13 protein-coding genes are annotated in these 15823 nt (G+C 38.6%); 8 read left to right on the top strand and 5 right to left on the bottom strand.

Going from position 1 to position 15823, the window contains the following annotated elements; translation table 11 throughout:
* Positions 1 to 12: 12 nt before the first annotated feature.
* From D1013_RS17325 to D1013_RS17305, 5 genes are all read left to right on the top strand, one after another.
* On the top strand, positions 13 to 1311 hold the full coding sequence (locus D1013_RS17325; RefSeq protein WP_121850023.1) for a polysaccharide deacetylase family protein: 1299 nt from the start codon (positions 13 to 15) through the stop codon (positions 1309 to 1311).
* Positions 1304 to 1993, top strand: coding sequence for a YjjG family noncanonical pyrimidine nucleotidase (locus D1013_RS17320; RefSeq protein WP_121850022.1), 690 nt, complete (start codon positions 1304 to 1306; stop codon positions 1991 to 1993). Before D1013_RS17325 ends, D1013_RS17320 begins: the two co-directional genes overlap by 8 nt.
* Before the next feature lie 52 nt (positions 1994 to 2045).
* Positions 2046 to 2591, top strand: a complete 546-nt coding sequence (locus tag D1013_RS17315) for a hypothetical protein (RefSeq protein ID WP_121850021.1) — start codon at positions 2046 to 2048, stop codon at positions 2589 to 2591.
* Positions 2588 to 4021 (top strand): DUF5723 family protein, encoded by a 1434-nt coding sequence (locus D1013_RS17310; protein ID WP_121850020.1) that lies wholly within the window; start codon positions 2588 to 2590, stop codon positions 4019 to 4021. The genes D1013_RS17315 and D1013_RS17310 overlap by 4 nt, the downstream gene beginning before the upstream one ends.
* An 88-nt stretch (positions 4022 to 4109) precedes the next feature.
* Positions 4110 to 5057 carry a hypothetical protein gene (locus tag D1013_RS17305; protein WP_162987939.1) on the top strand — a complete coding sequence of 316 codons (948 nt, stop codon included), beginning with the start codon at positions 4110 to 4112 and terminating at the stop codon, positions 5055 to 5057.
* Here D1013_RS17305 and D1013_RS17300 read toward each other — a convergent pair.
* Positions 5047 to 6330, bottom strand: coding sequence for a replication-associated recombination protein A (locus D1013_RS17300; protein WP_121850018.1), 1284 nt, complete (start codon positions 6328 to 6330; stop codon positions 5047 to 5049). The genes D1013_RS17305 and D1013_RS17300 overlap by 11 nt on opposite strands.
* A 119-nt stretch (positions 6331 to 6449) precedes the next feature.
* Between D1013_RS17300 and D1013_RS17295 the strand changes: the two genes are divergently transcribed.
* Complete coding sequence (locus D1013_RS17295; RefSeq protein WP_121850017.1) at positions 6450 to 7196, top strand: rhomboid family intramembrane serine protease; 747 nt, start codon at positions 6450 to 6452, stop codon at positions 7194 to 7196.
* 30 nt (positions 7197 to 7226) lie between these two features.
* On the opposite strand, the gene rlmB is transcribed toward D1013_RS17295, so the two are convergent.
* The 4 genes from rlmB to D1013_RS17275 form a co-directional block, all read right to left on the bottom strand.
* Positions 7227 to 7961: a 23S rRNA (guanosine(2251)-2'-O)-methyltransferase RlmB gene (gene rlmB, locus D1013_RS17290; RefSeq protein WP_121850784.1), complete on the bottom strand. Its 735-nt coding sequence runs from the start codon at positions 7959 to 7961 to the stop codon at positions 7227 to 7229.
* Between the two features lie 23 nt (positions 7962 to 7984).
* Positions 7985 to 8662, bottom strand: coding sequence for a hypothetical protein (locus D1013_RS17285; RefSeq protein WP_121850016.1), 678 nt, complete (start codon positions 8660 to 8662; stop codon positions 7985 to 7987).
* A 911-nt stretch (positions 8663 to 9573) separates the two neighbouring features.
* Positions 9574 to 10992, bottom strand: a complete 1419-nt coding sequence (locus D1013_RS17280) for a SusD/RagB family nutrient-binding outer membrane lipoprotein (protein ID WP_121850015.1) — start codon at positions 10990 to 10992, stop codon at positions 9574 to 9576.
* Between the two features lie 11 nt (positions 10993 to 11003).
* The gene (locus D1013_RS17275) at positions 11004 to 14267 is read right to left on the bottom strand and encodes a SusC/RagA family TonB-linked outer membrane protein (protein WP_121850014.1); all 3264 of its coding nucleotides are present in this window, start codon (positions 14265 to 14267) and stop codon (positions 11004 to 11006) included.
* A gap of 656 nt (positions 14268 to 14923) precedes the next feature.
* Here D1013_RS17275 and rpsL point away from each other — a divergent pair.
* Both rpsL and rpsG read left to right on the top strand, forming a co-directional pair.
* Positions 14924 to 15298 carry a 30S ribosomal protein S12 gene (gene rpsL / locus D1013_RS17270; protein WP_010519393.1) on the top strand — a complete coding sequence of 125 codons (375 nt, stop codon included), beginning with the start codon at positions 14924 to 14926 and terminating at the stop codon, positions 15296 to 15298.
* Positions 15299 to 15342: 44 nt separating this feature from the next.
* Positions 15343 to 15819: a 30S ribosomal protein S7 gene (gene rpsG / locus D1013_RS17265; RefSeq protein WP_121850013.1), complete on the top strand. Its 477-nt coding sequence runs from the start codon at positions 15343 to 15345 to the stop codon at positions 15817 to 15819.
* Positions 15820 to 15823: the final 4 nt, after the last annotated feature.

Raw genomic sequence — 15823 nt, 5'->3', positions numbered from 1 at the left:
ATTTGGTATACTATGCTTCTGATTTACTCTCACAAGATTACACCGAGGCTTACCTATATTACAAGGCAAATATTCACTCGCATTTTAGGTATAGAAATTTCTTTTACCATTAAGGTCGAAGATTTTATAAAGCATACAGGTCCTAAAATTACCTATACCAAACAGGCGTTACAGAATGAATTCTTTATTCGAAGTAATGACCTATTGTTTGAACAGGGAATCAATGATTTTCATATAACCGTCAAGAAATGGGATGATACGCCGTGTTTTTTCAGTGCTGGGGAAAGAAGCAATGTGCCTTTTGACATTTTTTCGGCCAGTTTTTATCTATTGAGCCGTTACGAAGAGTATTTGCCACATTTAAAGGATGTTCACGGTAGGTTTCAACCAAAAGATAGTCTTGCCTTTCGCAATGATTTTCTCAAACTGCCGGTCGTTGATATTTGGGCAAATAAATTGTTAGAGCTTCTGAAGGAAAAGTTTCCTGATTTAGAATATAATCTGGGCTCTTATGACTTTACGTCTCTTATCGACGTGACCAGTTCTCATTGTTACGCCCACCGAGGTTTGGTCAGAAGTGCCGCTGGCTTATTGTATGATTTGGGGTCTTTGAAGTTTAAGAGGGTAATAGAGCGCATCAAAGTTTGGTTCGACCCTAAAAAAGACCCTTACGATAATTTTGGCCATCTTGTAGATTTGCATAAAGAGCTCAATATAAAAAGTGTTTTTTTCTTTCAATTTGCCACTTACTCTACCTTTGATAAGAATGTTTCTCCCAACCACAACAAATTCAGATTTTTAATCAAGTCGATAGCAGACTACAGTACTATTGCCCTAGCGGCTTCTTATAGTTCTTTTGAAGATGTAGAGTTATTAAAAAAAGAAAGGAAGAATCTAAAAGGGGTAATCAATCGATCTGTTGATGCCTCCCGTATGCGGTATAACCGATTGCACCTGCCGCAAACTTATCGCAATTTGATAGAAGCTGAATTTACCGACGATTATACCATGGGCTATACCCATGAACCAGGTTTTAGGGCAGGTACTTGCAGCTCTTTTTATTTCTACGATATTAGTCTTGAGATACAGCAGCCTATACGAATACACCCTTTTGCGGTTCATGATTACGCGTTAAAAAATTTCAGAAGGCAAGAAGAAATGTTGAGATGTGCCAGTGAACTTTATGAACAGGTAAAGCAGGTCAACGGTCATTTCATATCAATTTTTTCTAATGAGCTGTTAGGCGATTCGGTAAACAAGGTCGTTTGGAAAGAGTTTTATTCCCAATTTTTAAGAAAGTTTCATGTATAGAGAGACCATTACCGACATATTTTTTGACCTCGACCACACTTTATGGGATTTCGAAAGAAATTCGGCCCTAACCTTTGAAAAAATTCTTGTCGACCATCATATTTCAATTGGCCTTGATGATTTCTTACAGGTATATGTGCCGGCCAATCTTGAATTTTGGAAGATGTATCGCGAAGAGCGTATTACCAAAGAAGAATTACGCTACCAACGATTGAAAACGGTATTTGATAAGTTGCACTACAGGGTATCCGATTCGGTCATCAATCAAATGTCGGTCGATTATATTGAAAATCTATCGAATTTTAACCACCTGTTTCCTAATACACTACCGGTGTTGGAATATTTAAGCTCATCGTACAGGTTACACATCATTACGAACGGCTTCGAGGAAGTGCAGAACCGAAAGCTTAAAAATTCAGGGATTGAAAGATTTTTTGATCAGGTCATCAACTCTGAAATGGCAGGGGTAAAAAAACCGAATCCTTATATATTTCAGTTGGCTTTGAACAGGGCAGGTGTGGAAGCCCAGACATCTTTGATGATTGGCGATAATTTAGAGGCCGATATACAAGGCGCTATGGCTGTAGGCTATCACGCGCTTCATTTTAACGCCCATAACGAACCCCTGCACGAACACTGCAAAATGATTCATGACCTTATTGAAATAAAATCTTTCTTATAGAGTTATATAGGTATGACCCCTGAGGCCAGATAGGTCCTTTAAAGGTGATACTATGAAAAGGATTCTTTCAATTTGTTCCGTTGTCTTTTTATTGGCGGCAACGCTCTTCTCTTGTGTAGAAGAACAGGATTTCGACCAGTACGATGAAATCGAGGTAACGCCTACTCTAGAAGCCAGTATGTTATATGTAGAAGCGCCTGAAGACATGGTTAATTCTGCACCATCAAATGTCGTTTTTACCCAAAACTTTAATTTTGATGCCTTTAGTTATGACGCCTTTTCTGAAAGGGTGTTAGATGGCACCATCACCTATTTGGTAGAGAATACAACAAGCAAAACATTGTCTATCACCATAGAATTTTTAGATGATCAAGATAACCTTTTAGGGCAAGCAGATAATATCACGGTTGACCCCAATAGTACTTCTCAATTAGATGTTTCATACGGCGACGCAGGCCGCAGTATTGAAATAATAAAAAATACCTCGAGTATAAGGGTAAGCACTACGAATCTTGGTGACACAACCAGTGTGTCAAATCAGCCAGACCCAAAAATAGTGGTAAAATCAAGCGCTAAATTTAGAGTCCAGTTAAAATGAACCTAAAAAAATTAGTTTTCTTAGGCTTATTTTTGGCCAGTTTTGTCGTAAATGGGCAGAACAAACAAATTCTCTACGATTTCTCTGAAATTCCTCAGTCGGCAATGGTCAATCCGGGTGTTGAGATCGATTTTCAATGGTATGCGGGTATTCCAGTATTGTCCGGTGTTATGTTACAGGCCGGTTCTAGCGGCATTGCTGTTGACGACATTTTTGCAAACGATGGTATCGATATCAATGACAAGATAAGAGACAGGGCCATTTATGGAATGGATATCAAAGACGAACTTAGTGGTACGTTTCAAGTTGAATTTTTGAATCTTGGCTTTCGCGGAAAAAACCCGGATTTGTTCTATACAGGGGGTATGTACCTCGAAGGAGATGCTATCGGCTATTGGTTTAGAGATTATGCCATTTTGGCCTATGAAGGCAATGCGGATCGATTGAATGAGCGCTTTGATCTAAGTCACTTGAAAACTAGGGGCGAGTTGGTGAATGTTCTGCATTTTGGGTTAAATAAAAACGTTGGTGATGGTCTGACCATTGGCGGAAGGGCAAAAATCTATTCCAGTATTTTTGACTTTAATTCTACTAAGAACAGAGGTTACTTCGTTACAAGCCCAGGTGAAAATAATATTTATGTTAGCACCTTGGAAGCCAATATGCAACTTAGAACATCGGGAATAAACTCCATAAGCGATTCTTTTGATGATGAGACCACCGGAAGCACTATACTTAAAAGAGCGCTTTTGGGCGGTAATTTAGGTTTAGGTTTCGATTTAGGCTTTACGTACCATTTGAGCGATCAACTCGTGGTGACAGGTAGTTTACTTGATTTAGGTTTTATATACCACGCTAATGATGTAAAAACCTTTTCTCTTAATGGAAGAAATACTGTAGAAGGGTTAGAAGTAATCCTTCCAGATGCTTTTAATGATCCCGATACCGACTTCTGGGAAGATTTGGTAGATGAGGTAGAAGAGTTTCTTCCCTTTGAAGACGATAGTAATAGCTACGTTTCATTTCGGCCTACTAAACTATATGGATCCATACGCTATAATTTTGGTGAGCCTGTTTCCGGAATGGCCAACTGTGATTGTGGAATCAAAGCCGGAAGGTCTCCATCTAACAGGGCCAAATATGTCAATGGTTTGGGTGCACAGTTGTATGCCATTAACAGACCAAGAGGTCCACAGGCGGCCCTGACCGCATTCTATCATCGCCGCTTTGGTAATTTTATGGCTTTGAAAGCTACTTACACTGTAGATAAATTCACATATTCGAATGTCGGTCTAGGTATTAATCTACAAGCAGGACCGGTAAATTTCTACGCAATGGCCGATAATTTGTTAGCATATCGCAATATCGCAGCTAGCAATTACGCCTCTTTTCAATTAGGATTAAATATTATATCTTGGGGCAAACGATGACGAAGTCTTTTGCCTAGAAAAATTTTACAGAGTCTTTTTTGGCATGCTTTTTTCATCATGAATTGAGAATTGCTAAATCTGATTGATTGTGAAGAATTTATTATTGGTATTGATTGTAATGGTAGGGTTGCCGAGCATGGCCCAGACAGAATTGAACGACTATAAATATGTTATCGTTCCTAAAAAGTTCGACGCATTTAAAGAACCCAATCAGTACCAGACCAGCACATTGGTTAAACACCTATTCTCTGAGATAGGTTTTGAAACGGCATATGAAGACGAACTTCCCATGGAGGTCAACACCAACCGCTGCATGGCCTTAACGGCCCATATAGTTGATGGTTCCAACATGTTCACAACAAAGGCGGCCATAAAGTTAGAAGATTGCCAAGGAAAAGAAGTTTACACCTCACAGGAGGGAAGAAGTAAAGAGAAGAATTATAAAGACTCCTATAACGAGGCGATTCGTGAATCTTTTCGTTCCATAAGTAGTCTCAACTATAAATATTCAGGAAAGAGCAAGACTAACGAACCGATTAGCGTTAATATGCAAAATGATGTAAAGACGGTGGCAGCCGACAATAGTCAAAAGCCAAAGAATTTGAATAGTGCCGTGGAGCAGGAAGCTACATTAGAGCAACAGCGGTATAAAGACAATACACCGAAACCATCAAATTACACCAAACCTGCTACCAATGCGGAGGTTGTTAGTCAAGTGGCCACTCAAGAAGAGCAAAAGTATAAGGATAATACGCCTAAATCTTCCTCCATAAATAAATCCGTTTCAGGAGCTCAGATTAAAAATACAAGACCGAGTGAAGGGGTTTTGTATGCTCAAGGTTTGGATAACGGATATCAGTTGGTAGACAGTACTCCAAAGATTAGGCTAAAAATCTATCGAACCTCCATTCCCGACTATTATTTAGCAGAAAGCGATACGGAGTCTGGGGTAGTATTTGAGAATAACGGTAAGTGGTTTTTTGAATACTATGAGAATGACCAACTAGTGACCGAAAGTTTAGAGATTAAGTTTTAGAATCGTATTTGTTTTTCCATCTTTTTTGGAGAAACTCATCTATACTTTTCTCACGGGCATTGTTAGCAGGTTCATAGAAGGCAGTTCCTTTTAATTCTTCCGGCAGAAATTCCATTTCTACAAAATTATTAGTGTAGTCATGCGCATATTGATATCCAGACCCATAACCTAAATCTTTCATAAGTTTGGTTGGGGCATTTCTAAGCGGTAACGGAACCGAAAGGTCTCCGGTTTCCCTAACAGCCTGCTGAGCCTTGTTTATGGCCATATAGCTCGCATTGCTTTTAGGTGAAGTTGCCAGATAAATGGCGCACTGGCTAAGAATAATTCTTGCTTCCGGGTAGCCAATAGTATTTACCGCCTGAAAGGCGTTATTGGCAATGACCAATGCGGTAGGGTTGGCCAACCCAATATCTTCAGATGCCGAAATCAGTAATCTTCTGGCTATAAATTTTACATCTTCGCCCCCTTCGATCATTCTGGCGAGCCAATAAACAGCTCCGTTTGGGTCACTGCCCCTAATCGATTTGATAAACGCTGAAATGATGTCGTAATGCTGCTCCCCAGTTTTATCGTATAGAACGGTATTTTTTTGTACTCTGCCCAATACAAGTTCATCTGTTATTAGAATTTTGTCTCCATCAACAGAATTGATAACCAACTCAAATATGTTAAGTAGCTTTCGTCCATCACCGCCAGATAGGCGAAGAAGCGCTTCGGTTTCCTTTAATTCGATCTGTTTCTTTTTGAGAAACGAATCCTCTTTGATAGCTCTGTTAAGAAGATTTTCTAAATCTTCTTTTCCAAAAGCATTCAATACATATACTTGACAACGTGAGAGCAAGGCAGGAATAACTTCAAAACTTGGGTTCTCGGTAGTCGCACCAATTAAGGTGACCCAACCTTTTTCTACCGCGGCCAATAAAGAATCTTGTTGAGATTTACTGAAACGATGAATTTCATCGATAAATAAAATGGGGTTTTTATAGGTAAAAAGCCCCCCACTTTGTTTTGCCTTGTCTATAACTTCGCGTACATCTTTAACACCACTATTGATTGCGCTTAGCGTGTAGAAAGGTCTATCACTCTCTGAGGCAATGATATTGGCCAAGGTTGTTTTTCCAGTGCCAGGAGGCCCCCAAAATATTAAAGAGGGAATGATTCCTCTCTTAATCTGTTGTGTTAAGGAACCATTTTCACCAACCAAATGTCTTTGACTGATATAGTCAGTAATCGTTTTGGGCCTAACTCTTTCTGCTAAAGGTTCGTTCATTTGGTGAAATTATAAATTGTATAATCGATTTCAAATCTTATCTGAACTAAAGTATTTATTTAAATTCTGACAATTCTTCATACTGCTGAAAGTGGCGAAATTATTGCTATAGTTGTAGTATGACAAATACCACTGATTTTAGGTATACCAATTTGGTAGTGATACTTCCACTGTGTAGTGTTCTGCTCATTTGGTCGGTTTTCTACTTAGAGCTTAAATTACATATCAATCTCAATGAATATGGTATTTACCCTTTAAAGCTTGAAGGTTTAAGAGGTGTGTTGTTCAGTCCGTTTATTCACGGTTCGGTCGAACATCTTTATAATAATACAATTCCGTTGGCGGTGCTCACAGCTGCTCTCAGTTATTTTTATCGAGACATGGTTTTCAGAGTTTTACTTCTTGGAACGATTTTAACGGGATTGTTAACTTGGGTTATCGGAAGACCTTCATTTCATATTGGCGCTAGTGGAATTATTTATTTACTGGCAAGTTTTATATTTTTTAAAGGAATATTCGCCAAGCATTACCGCTTGGTGGCTTTGTCATTGGTAGTTGTGTTTATATATGGCAGTATGCTATGGTATATTTTTCCGATAAAGGAAGGTGTATCTTGGGAGGGCCACTTGAGTGGGTTTTTGATGGGGCTTATCTTTGCGCTTTTGCTAAAGGGAACCTTGCCCCTAAAAAAAAAATACGATTGGGAAAGAGAGGATTATGATGAGGAATCGGATGAATTTTTACAGCAGTTCGATGATGAAGGTAATTTCATTGGAGGTAGGGTAGGGGAGCAGGAAAGAAATGATATTAAAATCATTCATGATTGGAAAGAGGATGAAAGCAACAAGAACAGAGAAAATATTTGATTCTTGCAGTACAAAAATTGATTTCTCTAGTTACTGACGTTGTCTCACGGCCTCGTACAAAAACACGGCACATGCTACGGAAACGTTTAAACTACCAATTTCTCCCAATAACGGAATCTTTGCTATCTCATCAACTGCTTTTAAAGTAGAAGGAGAGATTCCACGGTCTTCAGAACCCATCACTATCGCCGTGGGGCCTGATAAGTCAACATTATAGATTTCCTTATCGGTTTTTTCGTTTGCAGCAACAACAGTAACTCCACTGGCCTGTAAATAAAACACGGCGTCCTTAATATGGTCTACTTTAACCAAAGGAACACGAAACACTGCTCCAGCCGATGTTTTAATAGTGTCGGCCGTAACCGGGGCCGCGCCTTTCTTTTGAATAATAATACCATGGACACCGGTACATTCGGCAGTTCGAATTATAGCACCAAAATTACGGACGTCTGATAATTGATCGAGCAATAGAAATAATGGTTTTGTTTGTCCATTATTCACTTGCTCGACCAAATCTTCTAGTTCATAAAAACTCACAGGAGATATTTGTGCAACTACCCCTTGATGATTGTTTTTAGTAAGGTTATTGAGCTTTTCAACCGGCACATAAGTGGCCTTGATTCCGTTTTTTCTCAAAATGGTCTCGAGTTCACGAGAAAGTGTGCCCTTGAGTCCACGTTGAATGAATACTTTGTCTACTGGTTCATTGGCCTTAATAGCCTCCATAACAGCCCTAATACCGTAAACTCTTGATGATTTTTCCAAGGTCAAATAAGCTCAAAGATGAATTAAGCGTCTTTTATAATTGCAGCAAGTTCATAATCATTTTTAATGTCATACTTTTTGAACTTATCACGTTTTTCACTGGTAAGGTTAAGAGCTTTAAAAAGTTTGCCCCTTGATTTAGGCATTTTAGTCATAGAACCATCTTTAAATACTAAAAACTCTTTTTCAGATTTAGATATTTTTCTTTCAATCAACCCTAAAGTTTTAGTGGGAACCTCGACAACTTTACTCTCATAAATCTTTACTAGGCTAACATTATCACCACTTGCAACTTCTTCGTAATAATTTTTTTCTAAATCTTCCTCTGAGACCTTAAAAGTTCTATTGCCTTTTGTGATTTTCACTACAGATTCAGGATTCAAAATGTACTTTTCCCCTTTTACAAATATTTCGAATCTATCTGCCATGATGTTGTAGTTAGCAAGAATAGAGTAGGTGTAATTGTCTTTGTAGGTGGAAGTTATTCTAAGTTTTGTCCATTGGTCGAAAAGATAAATCGAACCCTTGATATCTTCATTTACTCCACCGGTATAGACGTCACTCACTTTTTGAATAGCGAAAAAATCTAGGTTGTTACTGAAAAGTCCATTTGTGGCACTGGGAATCCGTGATTGGCTGTACCCGACCATGTGACTTGCTGCTAGGGTTATTAGGGTTAAAATTAAAATTCTTTTTTTCATTTTATTATGGTTTAATGGTTTCTATTTTTAATATATACTGAAGTTGGTCGATTCAACTATATGCTATTTTATCAGAATATACCGTACTTTGTTTGGGGAAGAATATCTTATGTATTACGGTCTTTGAAAAGATTGAAAGCAACTAGGCTACCATCTGAAATTTTTTGTTTATCATTTTAAGCGGGTTTTACCTCAGGTCAGAAGTCAAAATCCGTTTCACTTGAATTCTTGTTGTAAAGGCTTTAAATCATTAATTAAATTAAGTTTGTCTCGTTCACCAAGAGTTATTTATTGGATAAATTAGAGAAAAATTTTAATTCTATTACTTACCATTTGACTTTAGGCAAAAGTACAATAGAATTAAACTCTATCGATTGAATTTAAGGAAAATATATGAAGAAGAGGGTGAAGATTATTCAAATTTATGCTTATAATGAATAAGGCCTATCTATTTTATTCTTTTCCTAAATCTTTTCTATTATTTCAACTAAATCTTTCCTTTTTGATATTAAGCAGTAATCTTGGTTCGAGGTTTGCATCTAATTCTAATATTAAAATGTTTGTCGCAAGATCAAGGAATAGGGTTAATAATTTGAATCACAATTATTCTATAAGTTGTAAAAAGATAATATAAAGGATTGGATTCTTACTCTTTGATAACCAAGGAAAGAATTCATTTATGATAGTGGTACATTGAAAATTAGTTAATGGCCACGAAATGGGGAGGCTTTAAATTTAGAGGCTTGAAATTGATTACTTTACTTCTACCTCCTTATTACGGATAAGCATTTCTATAAGCTTGTCCGTTCTAAAAGACTGACTCAGAAAAAATGCAAAAATCCTAATTTCATAAAATAAAAAAGGGCCTTCGAAATTTACAAAGGCCCTTTAATCAACTTATTTAGATCAGTTTAATTAACATCCCAAAACAATTTCGTAGTTTGAGAATCGCCACCTATAGCTGAAATAGCGGCATCTAACTCTTCACCGTTAAGAGTAGCCTCAGAAATTGGATATAGAAATCTTGTTGGAATATCTTCAGCGGTGAAACCATCAGGAACATTTAGGGTCGGTTGATCGAACAACCTCCAAGTAGTCCATCCCTCCATGCCATTGTTGAACATAGCAATCCATTTTTGGGTAGCTATTTTCTGTTTCCAGTCTCCTTCTGCAGTAGCATAAGCAACAGATGGTTGGGCTAAATAGGCATCAATTTCTTCTTGGGTTCCTCCCCATTCCAAGATTGATGTTTCAATTCCTCCAGCGTAAAATTCCTCTTGAGTACCCCCTACGGCATAACCTCTAGCCGCTGCTTCCGATAATAAGAAGTGTACTTCAGAAGCCGTCAATATATTTCCGATAAGATCCGGAGCTTTTAAAAGGTCAGAAATAGCAGATGCGCTAGCAGGAGAGTTTGCACTTCCATAAATACCGCCCACATACTCACCATCTAAAGTCTCAAAGTAGAATTGTCTTCTTGGATCCTCGAGACCATTAAGAACATCAATAAAGGTATCGGCTGCAACAAAGTCATTACGACCACTTTGAACCAATGAAACCCATACCGGGTTGGTATTAGGTGCAGCTCCTAAATACTGAATTCCAAAATTATCTGCATTCTCAGTTATAAGCGTGGCTGCGGCTGCAGCTTCGGCAGTTGATTGAGCCAAAGAAGCATTCACATCGGCAAGGCGCAATGCCATTCTTAAACGTAAAGAATTGGCAGCCTTTCTCCACTTGGTCATATCTCCACCATAGATTGGGTCTTGAGTGGCTTCAAATCCAGAACCACTTCCCATAGAGGTAATAGCACCATTTAACTTTTCAATTAAAGATGCATAAATAGTACCGGCATCATCATAGGCCGGTGTCGAATTTTCGAAATCCAGTGCTTCGGAGTAAGGGACATCGCCAAATGTATCGACCAAAACAGAGTAAGCATAAACTTCCATGAACTCAATGATGGCAAGTTTGTTGTTTAGGTTATCTGCTTCTTCTTCGATTAGATTTGCTCTAGCACCCTTTAAATCTTGCAATACATCTCTGTAAAGAGTGTTCCAGATACTACCTCCGATATTACGGGTAATTTGGTTGTACTGACTCTCATCTGGATATGTTGTTTGCGCCCAATATTGTGCATACAATCTAAAAACGTTATCATTAACGCTAGCAGAGTTCATTAAATCAAATAGGTTTCTAGCTGCGTTAGTGAAAAGTCCACTTCCAGGAACAATGGTTGGATATTTACTATCCCTATTGTATTCCTCATTTACTTCACATGAGACAGCAATGAGGGCTATACTTATGAATGTTATGAAATACTTTTTCATTACTTTTTTTTTTAAAATTCTAGATTTAAGTTAAGGCCTACTGTCTTAAGGGTTGGGTAAGAACCAGATAGATAACCTTGAACGTTACCTGCACCTAGACCTGACTCAGGATCAGCAAAAGGTACATTTTTGTCAATTATCCATAGGTTTCTTCCTACAAGACTAACGCTGGCAGCACTAAAGAAGCTATTGCTCATCCATTTAGTTACAGGCATCTTATAGGTAAGGGCCAATTCTCTTAGTTTGACATAAGAGGCGTCATAAACATTTAGAGCAGCAGGGTTTCTGCTAGCGTTACCCCAGTAGAAAACACCTCCATAAAAGTCTGCCGTTGCTCTAGTGGTATTAGGTTGACCATCTTCAGTAACACCTTCATTCAAGATACCACCACTATCAGGACCATCGGTTACAGGGTCTCTAACAGGGTTGCCCAATTCGTTCAATCCTGCGGTGTAATAAGGTAAACCGGTACCTTGACCATAATAGGTGTCTAGTGAGAAAACATCACCACCCTTTTGAACATCAATCAAGAAATTAAGGGTTAGATTCTTGTAAGTAAATCTGTTATTTACACCACCAACCCAATCAGGGTTTACATTTCCTAAAACCTGATCTGCTTGAGATAGATAGTAACCACTACCGTTTACTACTTTGTTTCCATTATCGTCAAAAACAAAACCAGATCCTCTGATTGCACCATAAGGTTCACCAATAGAGGCGTTGATAGAAACACCACCTTGGAAAGACTGTAATTGTAAATTTTGTTGGTCACCAAGTAGACTAAGTACTTCGTTTTCGTTTTTAGACCAGTTTACATTTACATTCCACGCAAAATTATCTGTTTGTACAGGTGTAAGGTTCAACCCAACTTCTATACCACGGTTTTCAATTTCACCGGCATTAACCCAACGGCTGCTGAAACCGGTTGCCGTAGTTGTTGACACTGGAAGTAATTGATCTTCAGTGTTCTTTTTATAATAAGTAATATCGAACCCAACTCGGCTGTTGAACATACGCGCTTCTAGACCAACTTCAATTTCACTGGTTCTTTCAGGAACTAACTGATCGTTTTGTTTGGTTCCTGGGAAAGATACCAATACTGAGTTGCCAAAGTTGTTATTGATGGTATAAGTGTCGTACACGTTATTGGCAGGCAAATCGTTACCAACTTCAGCATAACCCGCTCTTAGCTTACCAAAATTTAACCAACTTGCATCGATTAAGCTTGAGAAAACCAAACTTCCACTCGCACCGTAATAGTTGTACTTATTATTGTTTTCAGGTAGGGCAGAAGAGATATCATATCTATCAACCAAATCAAGATAGAAGGTATTGCCAAACCCTAGGGAAGCTTGAGCGTAGTAACCTACAACTTGCTTTTCGTCTACTGTCTCTACTGGTTTTGGCACAGCATTCACTGAATTCCTTAAAGCGAAAAGACCTGGAACAACTAGACCACCAGCAGTTGCTTGGTGATAGAAACTATAGGTTTCCCTTCTGTTGTTTATACCGGCAACACCGGCTAAAGTAATATTATCACTTAGACTAGTGTTTACATTGAACATCAAGTCATAATTGTACTCAGAATAGGTAATGTCCTTTCTGTCGTAACCAGATGACTCATCGTCCCTAAGAACCCCGAATGGTGCAGCAACAGAACCTGGTGCCCTTCTTTCTTCACGAAGCTCAGTATAAGTATCAACCGCACCTTTTGCAGTGATATCTAACCAAGGAGCAAGAGAGTATGTGGCGAATAGATTGCCAAAAAAACGATTCCTTCTATCCGACTGGTAATTCTCGTAACGTGTCCAGTAAGGATTGTCCCAGTAATGTGGTTGAAGAGGAGATCCTCCCTGAAAAAAGCCGCCTTCATGGTTCCAAGAGTAGTTCAACCCTGTCTGCTCATAAATTCTTCTTTGGTCTTCAATATCAACGTTAACCTGCCACCACTGTCTGAACTGAGACATTAGGTTGTCGCTATAACCAGTACTGTTTCTACCTATCATTCTTTGAACGAAGAAGTTAGCATTGGCACCTACGTTGAACTTTTCGCTAACCTTAAAAGTACCGTTAATATTGAAAATATTCCTATTCTGGTTGGAGTTAGGAAGCATACCACTTTGTTCAAAATTGGTATAACCAAGTCGGTACGTCATTTTTTCATTTCCTCCAGAAACAGAAACACTATTGTTGAATTGGAAAGCTGTTTCAAAAAAGTCTACTGGAGTATGAGCGCCCGCTATGTAGGGGGTAGCAGTTTGGTAGTTCGGATGTTCTGGAACAAAGGCATCCCATTGGTACACCAATTGTCCATTTAAAGGAGCACCGTATGACGCATCATCGTAGGTTGGTACGACTAAGTCTGGGTTACCGTCACCATTGGCATCGATATCTTCAAAATATCCGGTCGATCCATAATAAGGTCCGTACCCTGCACCATATTCATCCTGATACTCCAAAAATGTACTCTTGTCAATTTTACCCACAGTTACTCCTGAGGTGATTTGAACTTTTGCAGAACCTGCTTTACCCTTTTTAGTAGTAATAATAATGACACCGTTTGACGCTCTAGAACCGTAGATGGCTGAAGCAGCAGCACCCTTAAGGATGTTGATAGACGCTACATCATCAGGGTTAATATCAGACGCGGCATTACCGTAATCATAACCTGTACTACCACCCTGCTGAGCAGAGGTGTTGTTTAAACGGTTTGAAATAGGAATACCGTCAATAACGAATAAAGGCTGGTTGTTTCCAGTCAAAGAACTTACGCCTCGAATCAAGAAGTTTGCGGAACCTCCAAAGTTGTTGTTAGCCTTAATTTGAACACCACTAACTTTACCTGAAAGTGAATTGACAACGTTATCTACCTTAACAGTAGAAACGGCATCGCCCTCTAGCTCTTGGGCAGCATAACCGAGAGATTTTTTCTCTCTACTAACACCTAAAGCGGTAACTACTACCTCCTCCAATGATTCAGCATCCTCGGCCATTTGAAGGTTAATAGTGTTAGAAGCGCCTACTGGTCTAGTCTCTGTTTTATAACCAAGATAGGAGAAGGCAAGTGTTTGACCTTGACTAGCTGAAATAGCATAGTTTCCGTCGAAATCGGTTTGGGTACCATTTGTGGTTCCCTGCACCACGATGTTAACCCCTGGTAGTGGTAATCCGTCCGCATCGGAGACCGTACCAGTAATGGTTTTGTCTTGTGCAAAAGAGATTTGCACGAATAACGCCAAAAATAGCGTCAACAATCCTTTGTGTTTTGCTCTCATTTTATAATTATTTGAATTAGCTGATGGCAAAAATCATAATTTAACGTTAATAATGCAATTATTTTTAACTAAAACTTATGCATGCATAATATTATTTCTGTTAGAAATGCGACATATGGCTTCAATTTTTGTCAAAATTCCACAGATTTTTGGCTTCATGTTATGGAAATGCTGTGTTTTTTCATCTGAAAGTAGAAATCGATGATTGAATTTGTTAAAATATTTACGATTTATTAATAATCGATGAAACAAACCATTTTTTAATAATTAATAAGTAAATACATGTTAAAATACAAGTTTTAGCCTATAAATTAGGTCGTAATTATTTCATTTCATTTGATTTTTTCGTTTTTCCATGCTGTTTTTCCTGAACCTTCTTGTTTTGAATTTTATGTTATTCTCACAGAAACCCTTTCAGCTCTGAAATTAGTCTTGCTCTTTTGTAAATCCCCTTGTTTTATTTTTATAAAAAACTGGGTTTTCACTAAGTGGTTGTTAATGTTTCACTGCTGTTCTAGTAAGGGGTGCGGTGTATCAATGTTGCCTTTTTTTTAAATCTTTGAAATTTAATGGATAAGAATTTGAATTATTGCGAAATAGTCTTACATTTGCCGACCCTTAAATGAGGGGTTATTTATATACACATATAATATAGTATGCCAACAATTTCACAATTAGTACGAAAAGGAAGGTCCACGATTACTAAGAAGAGTAAATCGGCTGCTTTGGATTCTTGTCCTCAAAGAAGAGGTGTTTGTACGCGTGTTTACACAACTACACCTAAGAAACCTAACTCTGCCATGAGAAAAGTGGCTAGGGTAAGGTTGACCAATGGTAAAGAGGTGAACGCTTACATACCTGGTGAAGGACACAATCTCCAAGAGCACTCGATAGTATTAGTAAGGGGCGGAAGGGTGAAAGATTTGCCTGGTGTTAGATATCATATCGTGAGAGGGGCTTTGGACACAGCTGGTGTTGCGGGCCGAACTCAGAGAAGATCTAAGTACGGAGCAAAACGACCCAAGAAGTAAATGATTTAAAAGGTGTGGGGTGATCTGCGCCGAAAACGAACAAAATGAGAAAAAAACAGGCAAAAAAGAGACCGCTTTTACCGGATCCAAGGTATGGTGATCAATTGGTCACCCGTTTCGTCAATATGATGATGTGGGATGGTAAAAAATCTATAGCTTTTAATGTTTTCTACAATGCAATGGATATTGTAGAAGAAAAGAAGACTGACGAGGAGAAGTCGGCCTTGGAACTTTGGAAAGACGCTCTTTCAAATGTAATGCCCCATGTCGAAGTTAGGAGTAGAAGGGTTGGGGGTGCTACTTTTCAGATTCCAATGCAAATTCGTCCTGACCGTAAAATTTCTACCGCTATGAAGTGGTTGATCAGTTTTGCGAGAAAAAGGAATGAAAAGGGTATGGCTCAAAAACTAGCGGCTGAAATTTTAGCTGCTGCGAAGGAAGAAGGTGCTGCTGTTAAGAAAAGAGTTGATACGCACAAGATGGCAGAGGCAAATAAAGCATTTTCCCACTTTAGATTTTAATCAG

This window comes from Euzebyella marina (assembly GCF_003687485.1).
Lineage (GTDB): Bacteria > Bacteroidota > Bacteroidia > Flavobacteriales > Flavobacteriaceae > Euzebyella > Euzebyella marina.
This window is presented reverse-complemented; position numbering and strand designations above follow the sequence as displayed.